Origin of the sequence: Herbiconiux sp. VKM Ac-2851, from assembly GCF_013205105.1 — a bacterium.
Taxonomy (GTDB): Bacteria; Actinomycetota; Actinomycetes; order Actinomycetales; family Microbacteriaceae; genus Herbiconiux; species Herbiconiux flava.
Genome location: NZ_JABMLJ010000002.1, coordinates 803,940 through 818,023, shown reverse-complemented (window position 1 = coordinate 818,023; position 14,084 = coordinate 803,940). Strand labels below are relative to the sequence as shown.

Genomic DNA, 14,084 nt, shown 5'->3' with positions numbered 1-14,084 from the left:
CGGCCCCTCCGGTCGACACCGACGATCGGAGAACCCATGCGCATCCGCACCCTCGCCCCTGCTGCGACCCTGACTCTGGGAGTGCTGCTCGCCTCCGCTGCGGTCGCCCCCGCCTCCGCGGCCCCTGACGGCGTGCATCGCATCGGCGGCGATGACCGGTTCGCGGTCTCGGCGGCCATTTCGGCCAACACCTTCGGGGCGGTCACCTCTGTTCCGGTGGCCTATGTGGTGTCGGGCGAGAACTTCGCCGACGCGTTGTCGGCCTCGGCGCTCGCGGGGATGCGCAGCGGGCCGGTGCTTCTGACGCGGAAGGACGCGCTGCCCGAAGCGGTGCGTGCCGAGCTTGCTCGGGTGCATCCGATGAAGATCATCGTCCTCGGCGGCACGGCGTCGATCAGCGAGGCGACATTCGGGCAGATCCTGCCTTTGGCCCCGGCAGTGGAGCGCATCGGCGGTGCCGATCGGTTCGAGGTGTCCGCAGCGGCTGCCCACGATGCTTTCCCGACCGCGCCGCTGCCCGTGAGCTTCGTCGCCTCGGGCGAGAACTTCCCCGACGCGCTCTCGGGCGCCGCGGCCGCCGGCCATCGAGGCGGCCCGGTGCTTCTCGTCCGCAAGTCGGTGATCAGCCCCGCTGTCCTCGACGAGCTGGATCGGGAGAAGCCGGCCGCCCTTGCCGTGCTGGGAGGCCCGCAGGCGATCGACGACACCGTGTTCGACACTCTCGGCACTCAGATCCAGTCGGAGATCATCCGGATCGGAGGGAAGGACCGTTTCGAGGTCTCGGCCACCACCTCGGCCTCGACCTTCGCCGCGGCGTCGACCGTGTACATCGCCTCGGGCGAGAACTTTCCCGACGCACTGTCCGGGGCGGCGGCCGCGATCGTGAAGGAGGCGCCGGTGCTGCTCGTCACGAAGTCCTCGATCCCCGATCCGATCAAGGCCGAGCTGACCCGCCTGAAGCCGAGCTCGATCGTGATCCTCGGCGGCACCGCGGCGATCGACGCGTCGGTCGAAGCGCAGCTCAAGGGCTTCCTGAAGCCATGATCCGCGCACACGCCGGGCGGCACGCCAGGATGCGCGAGGGCCTCGCCACGCTGGGTGTCGCCCTGCTGGTGCTCGCGACGTTGTCGAGCGGACCCGGGGCGGCTTCTGCCTCGTCTCCTGCGGCCGGCGACGGAGCCGGCCCGGGGGAGTCGCTCGGGACGAAGGAGGAGGCGGAGGCGTTGGCTGCGATCCGGGTGAGCCGGTTGAGCGCCGGGGATCGGTACGAGTTGGGGGCGGCCGTGGCGCTGCTGACGCGGCCCTCGGGTGCCGACGTGGTGTACGTGGCATCGGGGGCGAACTACCCCGACGCGCTGAGTGCCGGGCCGCCCGCCGTCGTGCAGGGCGGCGTGCTGCTGCTGACGGCGCCCGACGCCGCTCCGCCGTCGGTGCTGGCCGCGCTGACGCGGCTGAACCCGCGATCGGTGATCGTCGTCGGCGGCGAGAGCGCCGTCTCGAGCCGGGTGCTCGGCCAGCTCGGCGCGGCAGCTCCTCGCGCGGTGGTCGGGCGCCTCGCCGGGGTCGACCGCTATGCGGTCAGCCGCGCGCTCGCGGCCCAGGCCTTCCCCGCGGGCGCCGACAACGTCTTCGTGGCAACCGGCACCAACTTCCCGGATGCTCTGTCCGCGGTGTCCCCGGCCGCCATCTACAACTCGCCGGTGCTGCTCGTCGACGGCGGCGCCCCGGTGGCCGACAGCGACACGCAGCGGGCGATCGCAGCGGCGGCCCCGAGTTCGCTCGTGATCATGGGCGGAGTCCTGTCCGTCTCGCAGGGGGTCATGGACACCCTCTCCCCCAGCGTCGAATCGGTGCGCCTCGGCGGCGCCGACCGGTACGCGGTCTCCTCGGTCGTCAACGACCACTTCCTCGCCGACTTCAGCACGGTCTACTTCGCCACGGGCGCGAACTTCCCCGACGCGCTGGTGGGCGGAGTGCTGACGGGCACGCGGCACAATCCGCTCTACATCGTGCCTCCGGGCTGCGTGCCGCGCCCGGTCCTGTCGCGTCTGGCATCGAAGGGCACATCCGAAGTGGTGCTACTCGGGGGCACGGCGTCGCTCACCACGGCAGTGGAGGCGCTCACGCCCTGTCCGTAGCCGGTCCCCCGAACCCCGTGGGTAGAGTTGCGCCCGTGAATCGGATGGCGCCGGGCGGCGACGGGACGGGCCGGATCGGCGGGGCCGACAGCGCCGACGGGACAGACGGCAGCGGCCAGTTGGAACGGGTCGGCGAGACGGGCAGCGCCGACGGGACTGGCGGCAGCGACGGGAGGGGTTGGGTCGGCGGGACGGGGTGGGTCGTCCGGGCGCTGCGGGCCGGTGGGTGCGTGTTCGCCGAGGAGGAGGCCGCCGTCGTGATCGAGGCCGCGGCGGGCGACCGCGGGGAGTTGGAGAGGCTCGTCGGGGAGCGGGTGGCGGGGCGGCCGCTCGAGCATCTCGTGGGGTGGGCGGCGTTCGCGGGGCTGCGGGTCGTGGTTGGCCCAGGGGTGTTCGTGCCGCGGCGGCGCACCGAGCTGCTGGTGCGGGCCGCGGTTCGGGATGCGCCCGACGGCGCCGTGGTGGTCGACATGTGCTGCGGCTCGGGTGCCATCGGGGCGGCGATCGCGGCGTACGGCGAGGGGCGCATCCGTCTCACCACCGACGCCGACGGCGACACCGTCTTCGTGCCGGCCGACCCGGGCGGCCCCGTCGACGGCAACGCGGGGTTCGAGTCGGTCACTCAGGGCGGCCCCGCCGACGGCAGCGTGGTGCCAGGCGGAATCGACCAGGGCAACCCGGTTCACGTCGGCGTGGAGCTAGGCGCAGTCGGCCAGAGCGGCTCGGCTGACGCCGGCGCGGGGGTCGAGGCGGTCGACCGGGGCGGCGCGGTGGACGGCGGCGGGGGGTTCGAGGTGTGGGGCGCCGATGTGGAAGCGGGGGCGGTGGCGAGCGCTCGGCGGAATCTGGGGGACGGGAGGGTGTTCGAGGGGGATCTGTTCGAGGCGCTGCCGGCGGGGCTGCGGGGGCGGGTGGACGTGATGGTGGTGAACGCGCCGTATGTTCCGAGCGCCGCGATCGCGACGATGCCCGCTGAGGCGCGCGTGCACGAGGCGCCGATCGCGCTGGACGGGGGCGGGGACGGGCTCGACCTGCAGCGGCGGATCGTCGCCGGGGCCGCCGAGTGGCTCGCCGGGGGCGGGCGGCTGCTGATCGAGACCAGCGAGCAGCAGGCCTCGTTGACGGCGGCGCTGTTCGAGGCGGCGGGCCTTCACCCGCGCATCGAGCGGGACGAGTCCTCAGATGCGACGGTGGTCGTCGGCCACGTGTGATCGCGCCCGCACCCGGTGGCGATCCCGCGAACACCTCACTCGGCGGAGGCAGCCCCTGTCGAGGCGGCGCACCGCGGCAGGTCAGCCGTTGTAGGAGGCCTTGACCATCGCGATGAGGGCCGCGAGGCCCAGGACACCGGTCACCAGGCTGAGTAGCCCGATGAAACCGAGCAGCAGATCTCCGACCACCATGTGCGCCTCCTAGAACGTCCCGCCCACCCTATCGCGCCCCGCCGACGGCCGGTCAGGCCGCGAGGGCGAGCAGCATCAGCAGCGTCGACGCGCCCATGCCCGCGACCTCGACGACCGGCAGCCAGCGACGCACTGCCCTCCGCCCGGGATCGGCGCGGGCGAGGCGCAGCGCCACCACGACGCTGTAGCCGGCGTAGGCGAGCGAGCCCACCCCGACCAGCGCCACGAGGGCTCCGGATGCTCCCCCACCGTGATGGCCCGCCGAGACCGAGACCGAGGCCGTGACGGCGACCGCGTCCGAGACAGCGGCCCCCGACGCCGGCAAGCCCATCACGAGCAGGAGGCCCGCCATCACGATCATCCCCAGCCCGCCGTGCAGCGCCATCACCGGATGCACGACCGCCGCCCGAGTGCGGGAGGCGGCCCGGCCGACGACCGCCGCCCGCGCCCGGGAGGCGGCCCGCGCCGAGACCGCCGCCGCGAGGGCCGTGCCGATGAGCAGCGCGGCCCAGACGAGGGCGGGGAAGCCGGGCATCCGGAACACCGTGTCGAGCATGGCGAGGAGCATCACGATCGCCGAGACCCCCGCCGCCGCGCGGCCCGAGCGGCGGGCGCCGAGGGTGCAGCACGCGCCGACCGCGGCCGGCACGAGCGCCCCGGCGTGCAGCAGCTCACCCATCGCGCCCGCCGCCCTCAGTGAGCGTGGCCGGTAGCGTGGCCGGCGACGTCGTCGCCGCCGTGGCCGTCACCCGCGAGCAGCTCCGAACCGCCGTGGTGCGCACAGTGGTCACCGGCCGGCTGGGAGGGCGCCGGCACGTTCAGCGCCGGGTTCCGGTCGAAGAACCCGTACGGCTTCAGGGTGAACTTGGCGTAGTCCACCGGCATCACGGGCCAGTCCTCGGGCCGCGGGAAGTGGGTGGGCCCGAAGGTGTGCCAGAGCACGATGTCCTCGCCGTCGATGGGCGCGTCGTCGGCGATGAAGCGCGTGATGCCGTCGCCGCCCGGGTTCTGGTGCACGAAGTCGCCCGCCGCGTAACGCTCGGCCGGGTCGTAGGCGGTGACGAAGAGGTGCTTCGTGGCGAACTCGGCCCGCTTGGCGATCGACGACGAGGGGTCGGCGAGCAGCGTCGGCGCCTCCTGCGGCAGCAGCACGTAGCCGGTGGGCCGCCCGAGGCCGTTGAGCGTGGAGGGGTTCACGATGTGCCAGGCCCGGCCCACCGACGCATCCGCGACGCGCCCCGACGAGCCCTCGGTCGTCAGCCGGGTGACGCCCTTCGTGAAGGCGTTGCCGTGCTCGTTGCCCTCCCCGATCGGCACCCGCACCACGTCGACCTCGTCGACCGCGTTGGCGACGCCGTCGACCGTCATGTCGAGCCGGGCCGAGAAGAGGTGCTGGTGGTACGGCCCGCCGAGCCCGGGGGCGACCTCCGAGGCGTAGGGGTAGTCGGCGCCGTCGGCCGAGAGGCCCGGGTAGGCCGAGGTGAACAGGATGCCCGTCAGCTTCGCCTCGCACTCGATGGTGCCGTCGAGGTAGAGGTACCAGTAGAAGCCGTAGTCGTAGTTGCCGACGGTGGTGAAGAACGAGATGACGAGGCGGCGCGAGCGGCGGGTCTCGTTCGAGCCGGTGAACATGTCGGAGTGCTTCCAGAGCGTGCCGAAGTCCTCCTCGTGCATGCAGATGCCGTTGGAGATCGTGTACGGGTTGCCGAGTTCGTCGGCGAGGGTCGCGTCGAAGTAGTGGATCTCGCCCACGCAGTCGCAGCCGAGCGCCAGCGAGTTCGTGAAGCGCCCGAACAGGTACTCGCCCGTGTCGAAGTAGTTCTGCCAGAACCGCACGGGCGAGGGGTCGCCGTAGGGCACGAGCATCTCGTCGATCGAGGCGCGGTAGATGATGGGCCGCGAGGCGCCGGTGACCTGGTCGGTCCAGGCGAGCTGCCGCAGCACGAGGCCCTCGCGGGTGTCGAAGCCGACCTGGAAGGTCCAGTTGCCCCACGACACCGTCTCGCCCTCGACCGTGAACGACGGCCCCTCGGGCTGGGTGATGACGATGGGCTTCAAGGTGTCGAGCGGCGGCCCCTGCAGGGCGGGGTCGTCGAAGTTGCCCGAGGTGGCCGGAACCGGCAGGTCGGTGGCGTCGATCAGTCGCGTGACCGAGCGGGTGGCGGTGTCGACGTAGGCCGACAGCCCGTCGACGGGGTGCGCCCAGGGGTGGTCCTCGGGGTACTCCTGCTTGAACGCGAGCACGCGCAGGATGCGCCGCCCCTCCTCCTCGGGGAAGTCGTAGTACCCCGCCGAGAGCGGCACGCAGATCACGTTCTGCACGGTGAGGCCGCGCCGGGAGAGGGCGGCGACCCAGCGCTCGTCGGCCGCCACGATGTCGGCGATGGCCTCGAACTCCTCGATCAGCACCGGGAGCTGGCCGCGCGAGCCGTCGAGCACGACGGTCGACAGCAGCGCGCCCGGCGCCTCCGCCGAGCCGATCGACACGACGTTGTCGGTCGAGCGCCCGGTCGCCATGTCGAGCAGCATCACCCGCGCGCGCCGCTCGGGCAGCGGCCCCTCGCCGTCCTGCCAGGCGAGCACCTCGCGCTTGTGCGGCTCGTCGAGGCCGACGTAGGCGAAGCGCGTGGTGGCGGTGAAGTCGGGCAGGGCGGTGACGAGGTCCCGGATGCGCGTGAACTCGTCGGCCGCGAGGCTCGCGAGCGGGTGCGGCGGGGTGGTGGGGTCGGCGGCGGCGAGGTCGGTCTCGACGATGGTCATGATGGTTCCTGTCCGGTTGATTCTGGTGAGGTCGGTGCTGCTGAGGTCGGTGCTGCTGGGGTCGGCGGCGGTGAGATCGGTGGTGAAGAGCGGATGCGCGTCAGGCGCCCGGGGCCCCGGGCACCGTCGAGGCGCTCGAGTCGCTGATCGCGTCGGTGATGGTCGCGTACACCGCCGGCCGGCGGCTCCGCAGCACGGCGGCCTGCACGAGCCCGATCAGCGGGAAGATCACCACGAGGGCCAGCAGCGCGATGCTCACCCCGCCGAAGACGGGCACCCCGTCGGCGTCGACGTCGCCGACCATGATCGGGAAGTACGCGATGATGATCACCGCCGAGCCGATCAGCCCGAGGAACCCGAGGGCGGGGGCGACGACCGTGTTCCAGAGCCGCCGGTCCTGCCGGGTGCGGGCGAAGTAGACGATCACGGCCAGCGATGTGATGGCCATCAGGATCGCGATGGCGAGGGTGGCGACGCCGGCGAACCAGGTGAACACCTGCAGCACCGGGTCGAGCCCGAGCAGCGCGAAGACGACGATCAGCACGGCCGCGGTGGCGCTCTGCACGACCGAGGAGGTGTGCGGCGAGAGGTGCTTCGGGTGCACCCGGCCGAGCACGTTCGGCAGCACCGAGGCGTTCGACATCGAGTGCTGGTAGCGGGTGATCACGTTGTGGAACGAGAGCACGCAGGCGAACATGCTCGTGATCAGCAGCACGTTGATGATGACCTCGCCCACCACGCCGAGGTACTTGGCGGTGGTGACGATGATCATGGCGCCCGGGTCCTCGGCGGCCACGCCGAGGACGTTGTCGGGGCCCCAGGCCATCACGAGCCCCCACGAGGCGAGGGTGTAGAAGACGCCGATGCCGATCACGGCCGTGTAGGTGGCGCGCGGGATGGTGCGGGTGGGGTCCTTGGCCTCGTCCCGGAAGATCGCGGTCGCCTCGAAGCCGATGAAGGCGGCGATGGCGAACATCAGCCCGACGCCGGGCGCCCCCGAGAAGACGTTCTCGGGCAGGAAGGGCGCGGCCGAGAGGCCCTGTTCGCCGCCCGAGAAGACGATCGCGATCACGAGAACCAGCACGATGCCGACCTCGCCGACGAGCAGGATGCCGAGCACCCGGCTGGACAGGTCGATGTGCCGGTAGCCGAGGAAGCCGACGATCGCGATCACGGCCAGCGAATAGAGGTACCAGGGGATGTCCGGCCCGCCGAGCCCCGTGACGGTGACCTGCAGGATGTACCCGATGTACCCGTGCACGCTGACCTGGATGGCGGTGTAGGTGAGCAGCGCGAGGAAGGCGCTGGCGAGCCCGGCCGGCCGGCCGAGGCCGTACCCCACGAAGGTGAAGAAGGCGCCGGGCTTCGGCACGTGCCGGGTCATGGCGGCGAGGCCCACGGCGAACAGCAGCAGGATGACCGCGGACACGGCGTAGAGGCTCGGGAAGCCGACCCCGTTGCCGAGCAGGATGCCGAGCGGCGCGGCGCCGCCGACGACGGTCAGCGGGGCGGCGGCGGCCACCACCATGAACACGATGGCGGTGACGCCGAGCGAGCCCTTCAGGGTTCGAGCGTGCGGGGTGCCGGTGACGGCGGGATCTTTCGTGACGGACACGGGTGCTCCTCTTCGGTGGCAGACGGATGGAGGCGACAGGTGGGGGGTGCGGATGGAGGCGACGAGTGGGCAGGTGGCTCGCCGTCCACTGTGCTCGCCCGGCGTTGCGGGCCTGTCACCGCCGCGTGAAGCTTCGGGGCACGCGAAATGAGACGGCCGCGCATCCGTCTCATTCAGCGATCACGAACCCGAAACACGGCCGTCGCACGCCCGCAACGCGCGGCTCGTAGCCTGAGCCGCGTGACCGCCCTCGAACGTGCCATCGCGCATCCGGCCCCCGTTCCGGGCATCGGCACGCGCTCGCCCGTCGACGGCCTCGAGCGCCGCAGCGTGGGATTCGTGGACGTGCTGGCCCAGTCGGTGTCGGCGGTGGCGCCCTCGGCGGCGGCCACGACCATCCCGCTGCTCGTCGCCGTGGTGGCCGGCGGCGCGACGCTGTGGTCGCTCGCGGTGGCGATGCTGATCGCCCTCGCGGTGGCCACGACCGTGAACCAGTTCACCCGGCGGATCGCCGCGACCGGCTCCCTCTACACCTACGTCACCCGCGGGCTCGGCACGGGCGCCGGCTTCGTCGCCGGCACCGCGACCCTGATCGGCTACGGCTTCATCGCGATGTTCTCGCTCGCGGGGGCGGGCTACTACCTGTCGATCCTCGTGGGGCGGGTCTGGCCGGGGGCCACCTCGCCGCTGTTCGCGATCGTCTGCATCGGCCTGATGGCACTGGTCGTGCTCGTGGTGATCGTGCGGGGCATCCGGCTCTCGACCCGGCTGACGCTGCTGATCGAGACGGTGTCGGTCGGCATCATCCTCGTGCTGGTGGTGACGCTGCTGGTCGCGACCGGGCCGGGCATCGACTGGAGCGCCTTCGACGTCGGCGGCTCGACGCCCGCGACCTTCGCCGTGGGCTCGGTGCTGGCGCTGACCGCGTTCGTGGGCTTCGAGAGCTCGGCCACGCTCGGCGTCGAGGCGAAGCGGCCTTTCGCCGCCGTGCCGCGGGCGATCGTCTGGACGGTGATCGCCTCGGGCACCCTCTTCCTCGTCGCCAGTTACAGCCAGATCGTCGGCTTCTCGGCCCTCGGCCTCGACCTCGTCGGCAGCGGGTCGCCCGTGAACGACCTCGCCACGGCCTACGGGGTCGAGTGGATGGGGCTGCTGCTCGACCTCAGCATCGCCACCTCGTTCCTCGCCTGCGGCATCGCCTCGACGACGGCGCTCGCGCGGGTGCTCTTCGCGATGGGCCGGGAGGGTGTGGTGCCGCCGCTGGTGGGGTCGGCGCATCCGCGGTTCAGGACCCCGTGGGTGGCCGCGGCGATCGCCGTGCCCGTGGTGGCCGGGGTGCCGATCGCCGCCATCGCGCTCGGCTCCGGGCTGTGGGAGACGATGGAGACGCTGATCGTGGTGGCCGCCGCCGGGTACATCACGGCCTACGGGCTGGTCTGCGTGGCCGCCCCGGTGTTCCTCCGGCGCATCGGCGAGCTGACCGCCGCCGTGGCCGTGCGGTCGATCACGGCGGCCGCGCTGCTCGGGGTGGGCCTCGTGGTCTACCTCTCGGTGGAGTTCGCCGGCGAGCGCTGGATCGGCGCCGCCGTGTTCGTGCTGCTGCTCGGCGCCGGCTCGGTGCTCTCGATGCTGCGGCGCCGGCGGCACCCGTGGCTGCTCGACACGGTCGGCGTCTACGACGTGCCGGTGGCCTCCGACGTGCTGGGCGGCGGGGCCGGCGACGCTCCGGGAGGCGGGCCGGGGTGACCGAGCCGTCGCGCCATCCCCTCCCCCCGCCGGCCGACCTGCGCGCCCGGCAGCCCAAGGCCGTGCACAGCGCCCTGGCCGTGCTGGAGGAGGCGGCGCGCTGCGGCCCCGGTGTGACGGCACAGCAGGTCTCCGACAACCTCGGCCTGCCCCGCGCCACGACCTACCGCCTGATCAACCTGCTGGTGCAGGACGAGTACCTCGTGCGCATGCCCGACCTCCGCGGCTTCACGCTCGGGCGCAAAGTCGTCGAGCTCGCGCACCGGGTGGCGCCGGCCGCGGTGCCCGCCTCGGCGTCGGCGGGGGCCGCGGGGGCGCCGGTGCTGCCGCGCGCCGCGGTGCGCGTCGTCGACGGGCTGCGGGCGGGCATCCGGGGCGGCGTGCACCTCGTTGGCTACGTCGACGAGCGGATGCACGCGCTCGACCCCGACCCCGACTTCCCCCTGGCCGACGAACGCCGGCTGCTCGCGGAGTACGACGTCTCGGCGATGGGCCGCCTGTTGATCGCCGAGCGCCTGGCCACCGGAGCCACGCCACCCGCTGCCCTCTCGGCCCGGGCGCAGCGCGCCCCCGAGCTGCTCGACGGCATCTGCCGGGACGTGGCGGCGGCCCGGCACTCGCGGCAGCTCGACGCCTTCACCCCGGGCTTCGGCTGCCTGGCGCTGCCCATCCGCGGGCCACGCGGGGAGCTCGTCGCCGGGCTGGTGCTCTCGGCCCCGCGCGTACGGATCGAGCAGCCGGGTGCGGTGCTCGAGCAGCTCACCGCGGGCACCCGCGAACTGGCGCCGCTGCTGGCCTGAGCCGCTTCCCGGCCGGCCTCAGGCCCAGGGGTCGATCAGCACCTTGCCGTCGAGGCGCCCGGCCACGAGCAGCTCCAGCTGCTCCGGCAGGGCTTCGAGCGGCACGACGCCCGCCAGCAGCTCGGGGCCCACGACGCCCTCGGCGAGGATGTCGAGGGCCGGCCCGAGGTCGGCGTCGCAGACGTGGGCGAGGCTCGAGTCGATCGTCACCTCGCGGAAGACGAGCGAGTGCACGTCGAGCTCCGGCTTCGCCTTGGGCAGGCCGACGGCGAGCACCCGCCCGCCGTCGCGCACCAAGGCGACCGCGGTGGCGAGCTGGCCGGGCGCCCCGCTGGCCTCGATCACGACGTCGGGACGGGCTCCGCCGAAGGCGTCGGCGACGGCGTCGAGGAGCTCGGGCACCGCCGCCGGGGCGAGCACGGCCGAGGCGCCGAAGCGCAGTGCGCGCTCCTGCTTGGGCCCGGGGAACTCGACGACCACCACGGTCGCGGAGATCAGGTGCCGCAGCCCGGCCAGCACGAACGACGCGATCGCGCCGCCGCCGATGATGACGACCCGGTCGTCGTCGCGGGCGCCCGAGCGGCGCGCGGCGTGGATGCCGACGGCGAGCGGCTGGGCGAGCGCGGCGTGGTCGAACGACAGACCCGAGGGGATGCGCGCCAGCGTGCGCGAGGGCACGGAGACGTACTGGGCCATGCCGCCGTCGGTGCTGAGCCCAAGGGTCCAGTAGCGCTCGCACATGTTCGTGCGGCCCTCGAGGCAGCGCGCGCAGCTGCCGCACCAGACCCCGGCCCCGCTGGCGACGCGGTCGCCGGGCTGGAAGCCGCTGTCCGCATCCGCTTCGACGACCTCGCCGACGAACTCGTGGCCCGGGATCATCGGGCCGGTGTGGCCCGTCACCCGGTGCGCGACCGCCACGGGGAAGACCTTGGGCCCGACGGCCCATTCGGTGGCGTCGGTGCCGCAGAGGCCCGAGCGCACGACCCGCAGGAGCACCTCGCCGGCCCGGCGCGACGGGGCGGGCACGGTCGCCGAGACCCGGATGTCGTGGTCGCCGTGGTAGACCGCGGCGCGCATCAGACGAGCACCGTGCGGCGACGGCGGGCGACCGAGTAGAACACAGCCGCGATCAGGATCAGCACGCCCTGGAAGATGTACTGCCACATCTGCGACAGCCCGAGGAAGGTGGTCGCGTTGAGCACCTGGATCAGGAGGATCGAGCCGAACAGGCTGCCGACGAAGGTGCCGCGGCCTCCCAGCAGCGAGGTGCCGCCGAGCACCACCGCGGTGATGCTGGAGAGCGTGTACGAGACACCCTGCGCCGGGTCGCCGACGCCGATCTGCGTCATCAGCACGATCGCGCCGAGGAAGGCGAGCACCGAGGTGGCGACGTACGCGAAGACGACCGTCCGGTCGATGTCCACGCCGATCCGGCGCGCGGCCTCCTCGTTCGAGCCGGTGGCCCGCAGGCGCCAGCCCCAGCGGCGCTTCCGCAGCGCGAGCTCGAGCAGCACCGTGAACACGACGAGCACGATGAAGATCAAGGGGATCGGCCCGACCCGGGTGGTGATCAGCGCGGTGAAGGAGCCGGCGATGTAGCCGCCGGGCGAGTCGCGCAGCAGGAAGCTGAGCCCCTGCAACGCGATGTAGAGCGTGAGGGTCGCCGCGATCGCGGTGAACTTGCCGAAGCGGATGAGCGAGCCGTTCACGAGGCCGGTCGCCACCGCCAGCACGAACATCAGCAGGATGCCGAGGCCCATCACCCCGAAGGGCTGACCGTCGTTGACGAAGAACGACCCGACCACCACCAGGAAGCCGGCCAGCGGCCCGACCGACAGGTCGATCCCGCCGATCAGCAGCGAGATCGTCTGCCCGAGCGCGATGAAGCCGAGGGCGCTGACGAGCATCAGCACCGAGAAGATGTTGAAGTCGGAGAGGTAGCGCACGTTCTGGCTGAAGATGAAGGCCCCGAGCACCGCGATCACGGCCACGAGCAGGGCCGAGGGGGCGTAGTCGCCCTGGATGAAGCGGCGGAACGGCGTGGAGCGCGCGACCTTCTCGGTGGCGAGCTGCGTGTTGGCGGTGTGCGCGGTGGAGGTGACGGCCGTCTGCACGATGCGCGTCTCGGTGATGTCATCGCCCGTGAGGGTGCCGACCGCGTTGCCGCGCGACATCACGATCACCTGGTCGCAGAGGCCCTCGAGCTCCTTCGCGTCGGAGGAGGCGACCACGACCGGGATGCCCGAGGCCGACACCTCGCGGAGGATGCGGTAGATCTCCAGCCGCGCTCCGACGTCGACGCCCTGGGTGGGCTCGTCGGCGATCACGATGGACGGCTCGGAGAGCAGCGCCCGAGCCATGACGACCTTCTGCTGGTTGCCGCCCGAGAGCGAGGAGACCACCGCATCCATCGACGAGGCCTTCACCGCCAGGGAGTCGAGAGTCTCGCCGACGGTCTCGACCTCGGCCCGGCGACTGACCAGCGCCCAGCGCTTGAAACGCTGGAGCGCCGAGATGGCGGCGTTCTCGCGCACGGTCAGGGTCATCATCAGACCTTCGCTGTGCCGGTCGGAGGGCATGTAGGCGGTCTTGCCGAGCAGCTGCGAGGCGGTCAGCCCGCGCCCGCCGACCGCGACCGTTCCGGTGAAGCCGTCGAGGCCGGCCAGGGCACGGAGCAGCTCGCTCTGACCGTTGCCGACGACGCCCGCGATGCCCAGGATCTCACCGCGCCGCACCGCAGCCGAGACGTCGACGAAGCCGTCGCCCGTCAGGTGGCTGAGCACGAGATTGACGTCGTCGCTCTCGGTCGCCGTGTACTTCGGCGGGAAGGTCGACTCCATCTGCCGGCCGACGATCATCGTCAGCAGCTCGTCGTCGGTGACCTCGTCCACGCGGGCGATGCCGCGCAGCCGTCCGTCGCGGAGCACCGTGACCCGGTCGGCGAGCTGGCGCACCTCGGCCATCCGGTGCGTGATGTAGACCACCGCGGTGCCGCGGGCCACGGTCTCGCGCACCCGGGCGAAGAGCAGGTCGACCGAGTCCTGGCCGAGCGGCGCGGTCGGCTCGTCGAGCACCAGCACGCGGGGCTCGAGGGCCAGCGCCTTGGTGATCTCGAGCAGGTGCTTCTGCGCCACGCTGAGCGTCTCGACCCGGTCGCCGAGGTGGGCGGTCAGGCCCGACTCGCGGATCAGCCGGGTCGCGTACTCCTCGATCGGCCCCTTGCCCTCGAACACCGAGGGCGGCAACGCCACCCGCAGGTTCTCGAGGATGGTCATGTCGGGCAGCACCGCGGGGTGCTGGTGCACGATCGCGATGCCGAGCTTCGCGGCGAGCGCCGGGCTGAGCCCGTCGATCTCCTCGCCGTTGACCCGGATGCGCCCGCCGTCGGGCTGGACGGTGCCGGAGGCGACGTTCATCAACGTCGACTTGCCGGCTCCGTTCTCCCCGAGGAGCGCATGCACCTCGCCCGGCAGCACCTCGAGCGAGACGTCGGTCAGCGCCGCGACGCCGGAGTACGACTTCGAGATGCCGGTCAGCGAGAGGACGGCGACGGTGGTGTCGACGTCGTGCAGTTGTGTGTCCACGGGATGCCCTTGCGATCGTTTGGTGCGTGAAGCGGTTC

At 72.5% G+C, this 14,084-nt stretch carries 10 protein-coding genes; 5 read left to right on the top strand and 5 right to left on the bottom strand.

All coding sequences use genetic code 11. The features are described 5' to 3' along the window. Positions 1–36 precede the first annotated feature (36 nt). The 3 genes from HQQ85_RS10505 to HQQ85_RS21655 are packed head-to-tail and all read left to right on the top strand — an operon-like array spanning position 37 to position 3,349. Positions 37–1,044: a cell wall-binding repeat-containing protein gene (locus HQQ85_RS10505; protein ID WP_173182439.1), complete on the top strand. Its 1,008-nt coding sequence runs from the start codon at positions 37–39 to the stop codon at positions 1,042–1,044. Then, complete coding sequence (locus HQQ85_RS10500; protein ID WP_173182438.1) at positions 1,041–2,138, top strand: cell wall-binding repeat-containing protein; 1,098 nt, start codon at positions 1,041–1,043, stop codon at positions 2,136–2,138. The genes HQQ85_RS10505 and HQQ85_RS10500 overlap by 4 nt, the downstream gene beginning before the upstream one ends. A 44-nt stretch (positions 2,139–2,182) precedes the next feature. Further along, the gene (locus HQQ85_RS21655) at positions 2,183–3,349 is read left to right on the top strand and encodes a putative protein N(5)-glutamine methyltransferase (RefSeq protein ID WP_371741887.1); all 1,167 of its coding nucleotides are present in this window, start codon (positions 2,183–2,185) and stop codon (positions 3,347–3,349) included. Positions 3,350–3,593: 244 nt separating this feature from the next. Here HQQ85_RS21655 and HQQ85_RS10490 read toward each other — a convergent pair whose 3' ends face one another. From HQQ85_RS10490 to HQQ85_RS10480, 3 genes are all read right to left on the bottom strand, one after another. Next, positions 3,594–4,220, bottom strand: coding sequence for a hypothetical protein (locus HQQ85_RS10490; protein WP_173182436.1), 627 nt, complete (start codon positions 4,218–4,220; stop codon positions 3,594–3,596). Between the two features lie 14 nt (positions 4,221–4,234). Continuing rightward, entirely contained in the window at positions 4,235–6,301 is a 2,067-nt protein-coding gene (locus HQQ85_RS10485) for a primary-amine oxidase (protein WP_173182435.1), read from the bottom strand. A 100-nt stretch (positions 6,302–6,401) separates the two neighbouring features. Then, positions 6,402–7,916 carry an APC family permease gene (locus tag HQQ85_RS10480; protein ID WP_371741846.1) on the bottom strand — a complete coding sequence of 505 codons (1,515 nt, stop codon included), beginning with the start codon at positions 7,914–7,916 and terminating at the stop codon, positions 6,402–6,404. A gap of 240 nt (positions 7,917–8,156) precedes the next feature. Between HQQ85_RS10480 and HQQ85_RS10475 the strand changes: the two genes are divergently transcribed. After that, positions 8,157–9,662, top strand: a complete 1,506-nt coding sequence (locus HQQ85_RS10475) for an APC family permease (RefSeq protein WP_173182434.1) — start codon at positions 8,157–8,159, stop codon at positions 9,660–9,662. Further along, the gene (locus HQQ85_RS10470) at positions 9,659–10,462 is read left to right on the top strand and encodes a helix-turn-helix domain-containing protein (protein WP_371741845.1); all 804 of its coding nucleotides are present in this window, start codon (positions 9,659–9,661) and stop codon (positions 10,460–10,462) included. Before HQQ85_RS10475 ends, HQQ85_RS10470 begins: the two co-directional genes overlap by 4 nt. Positions 10,463–10,480: 18 nt before the next feature. Here HQQ85_RS10470 and HQQ85_RS10465 read toward each other — a convergent pair whose 3' ends face one another. Together HQQ85_RS10465 and HQQ85_RS10460 are read right to left on the bottom strand one after the other, a co-directional pair. Next, on the bottom strand, positions 10,481–11,539 hold the full coding sequence (locus tag HQQ85_RS10465; RefSeq protein ID WP_173182433.1) for a zinc-binding dehydrogenase: 1,059 nt from the start codon (positions 11,537–11,539) through the stop codon (positions 10,481–10,483). Beyond that, positions 11,539–14,046, bottom strand: coding sequence for an ATP-binding cassette domain-containing protein (locus HQQ85_RS10460; protein ID WP_173182432.1), 2,508 nt, complete (start codon positions 14,044–14,046; stop codon positions 11,539–11,541). Before HQQ85_RS10460 ends, HQQ85_RS10465 begins: the two co-directional genes overlap by 1 nt. Positions 14,047–14,084: the final 38 nt, after the last annotated feature.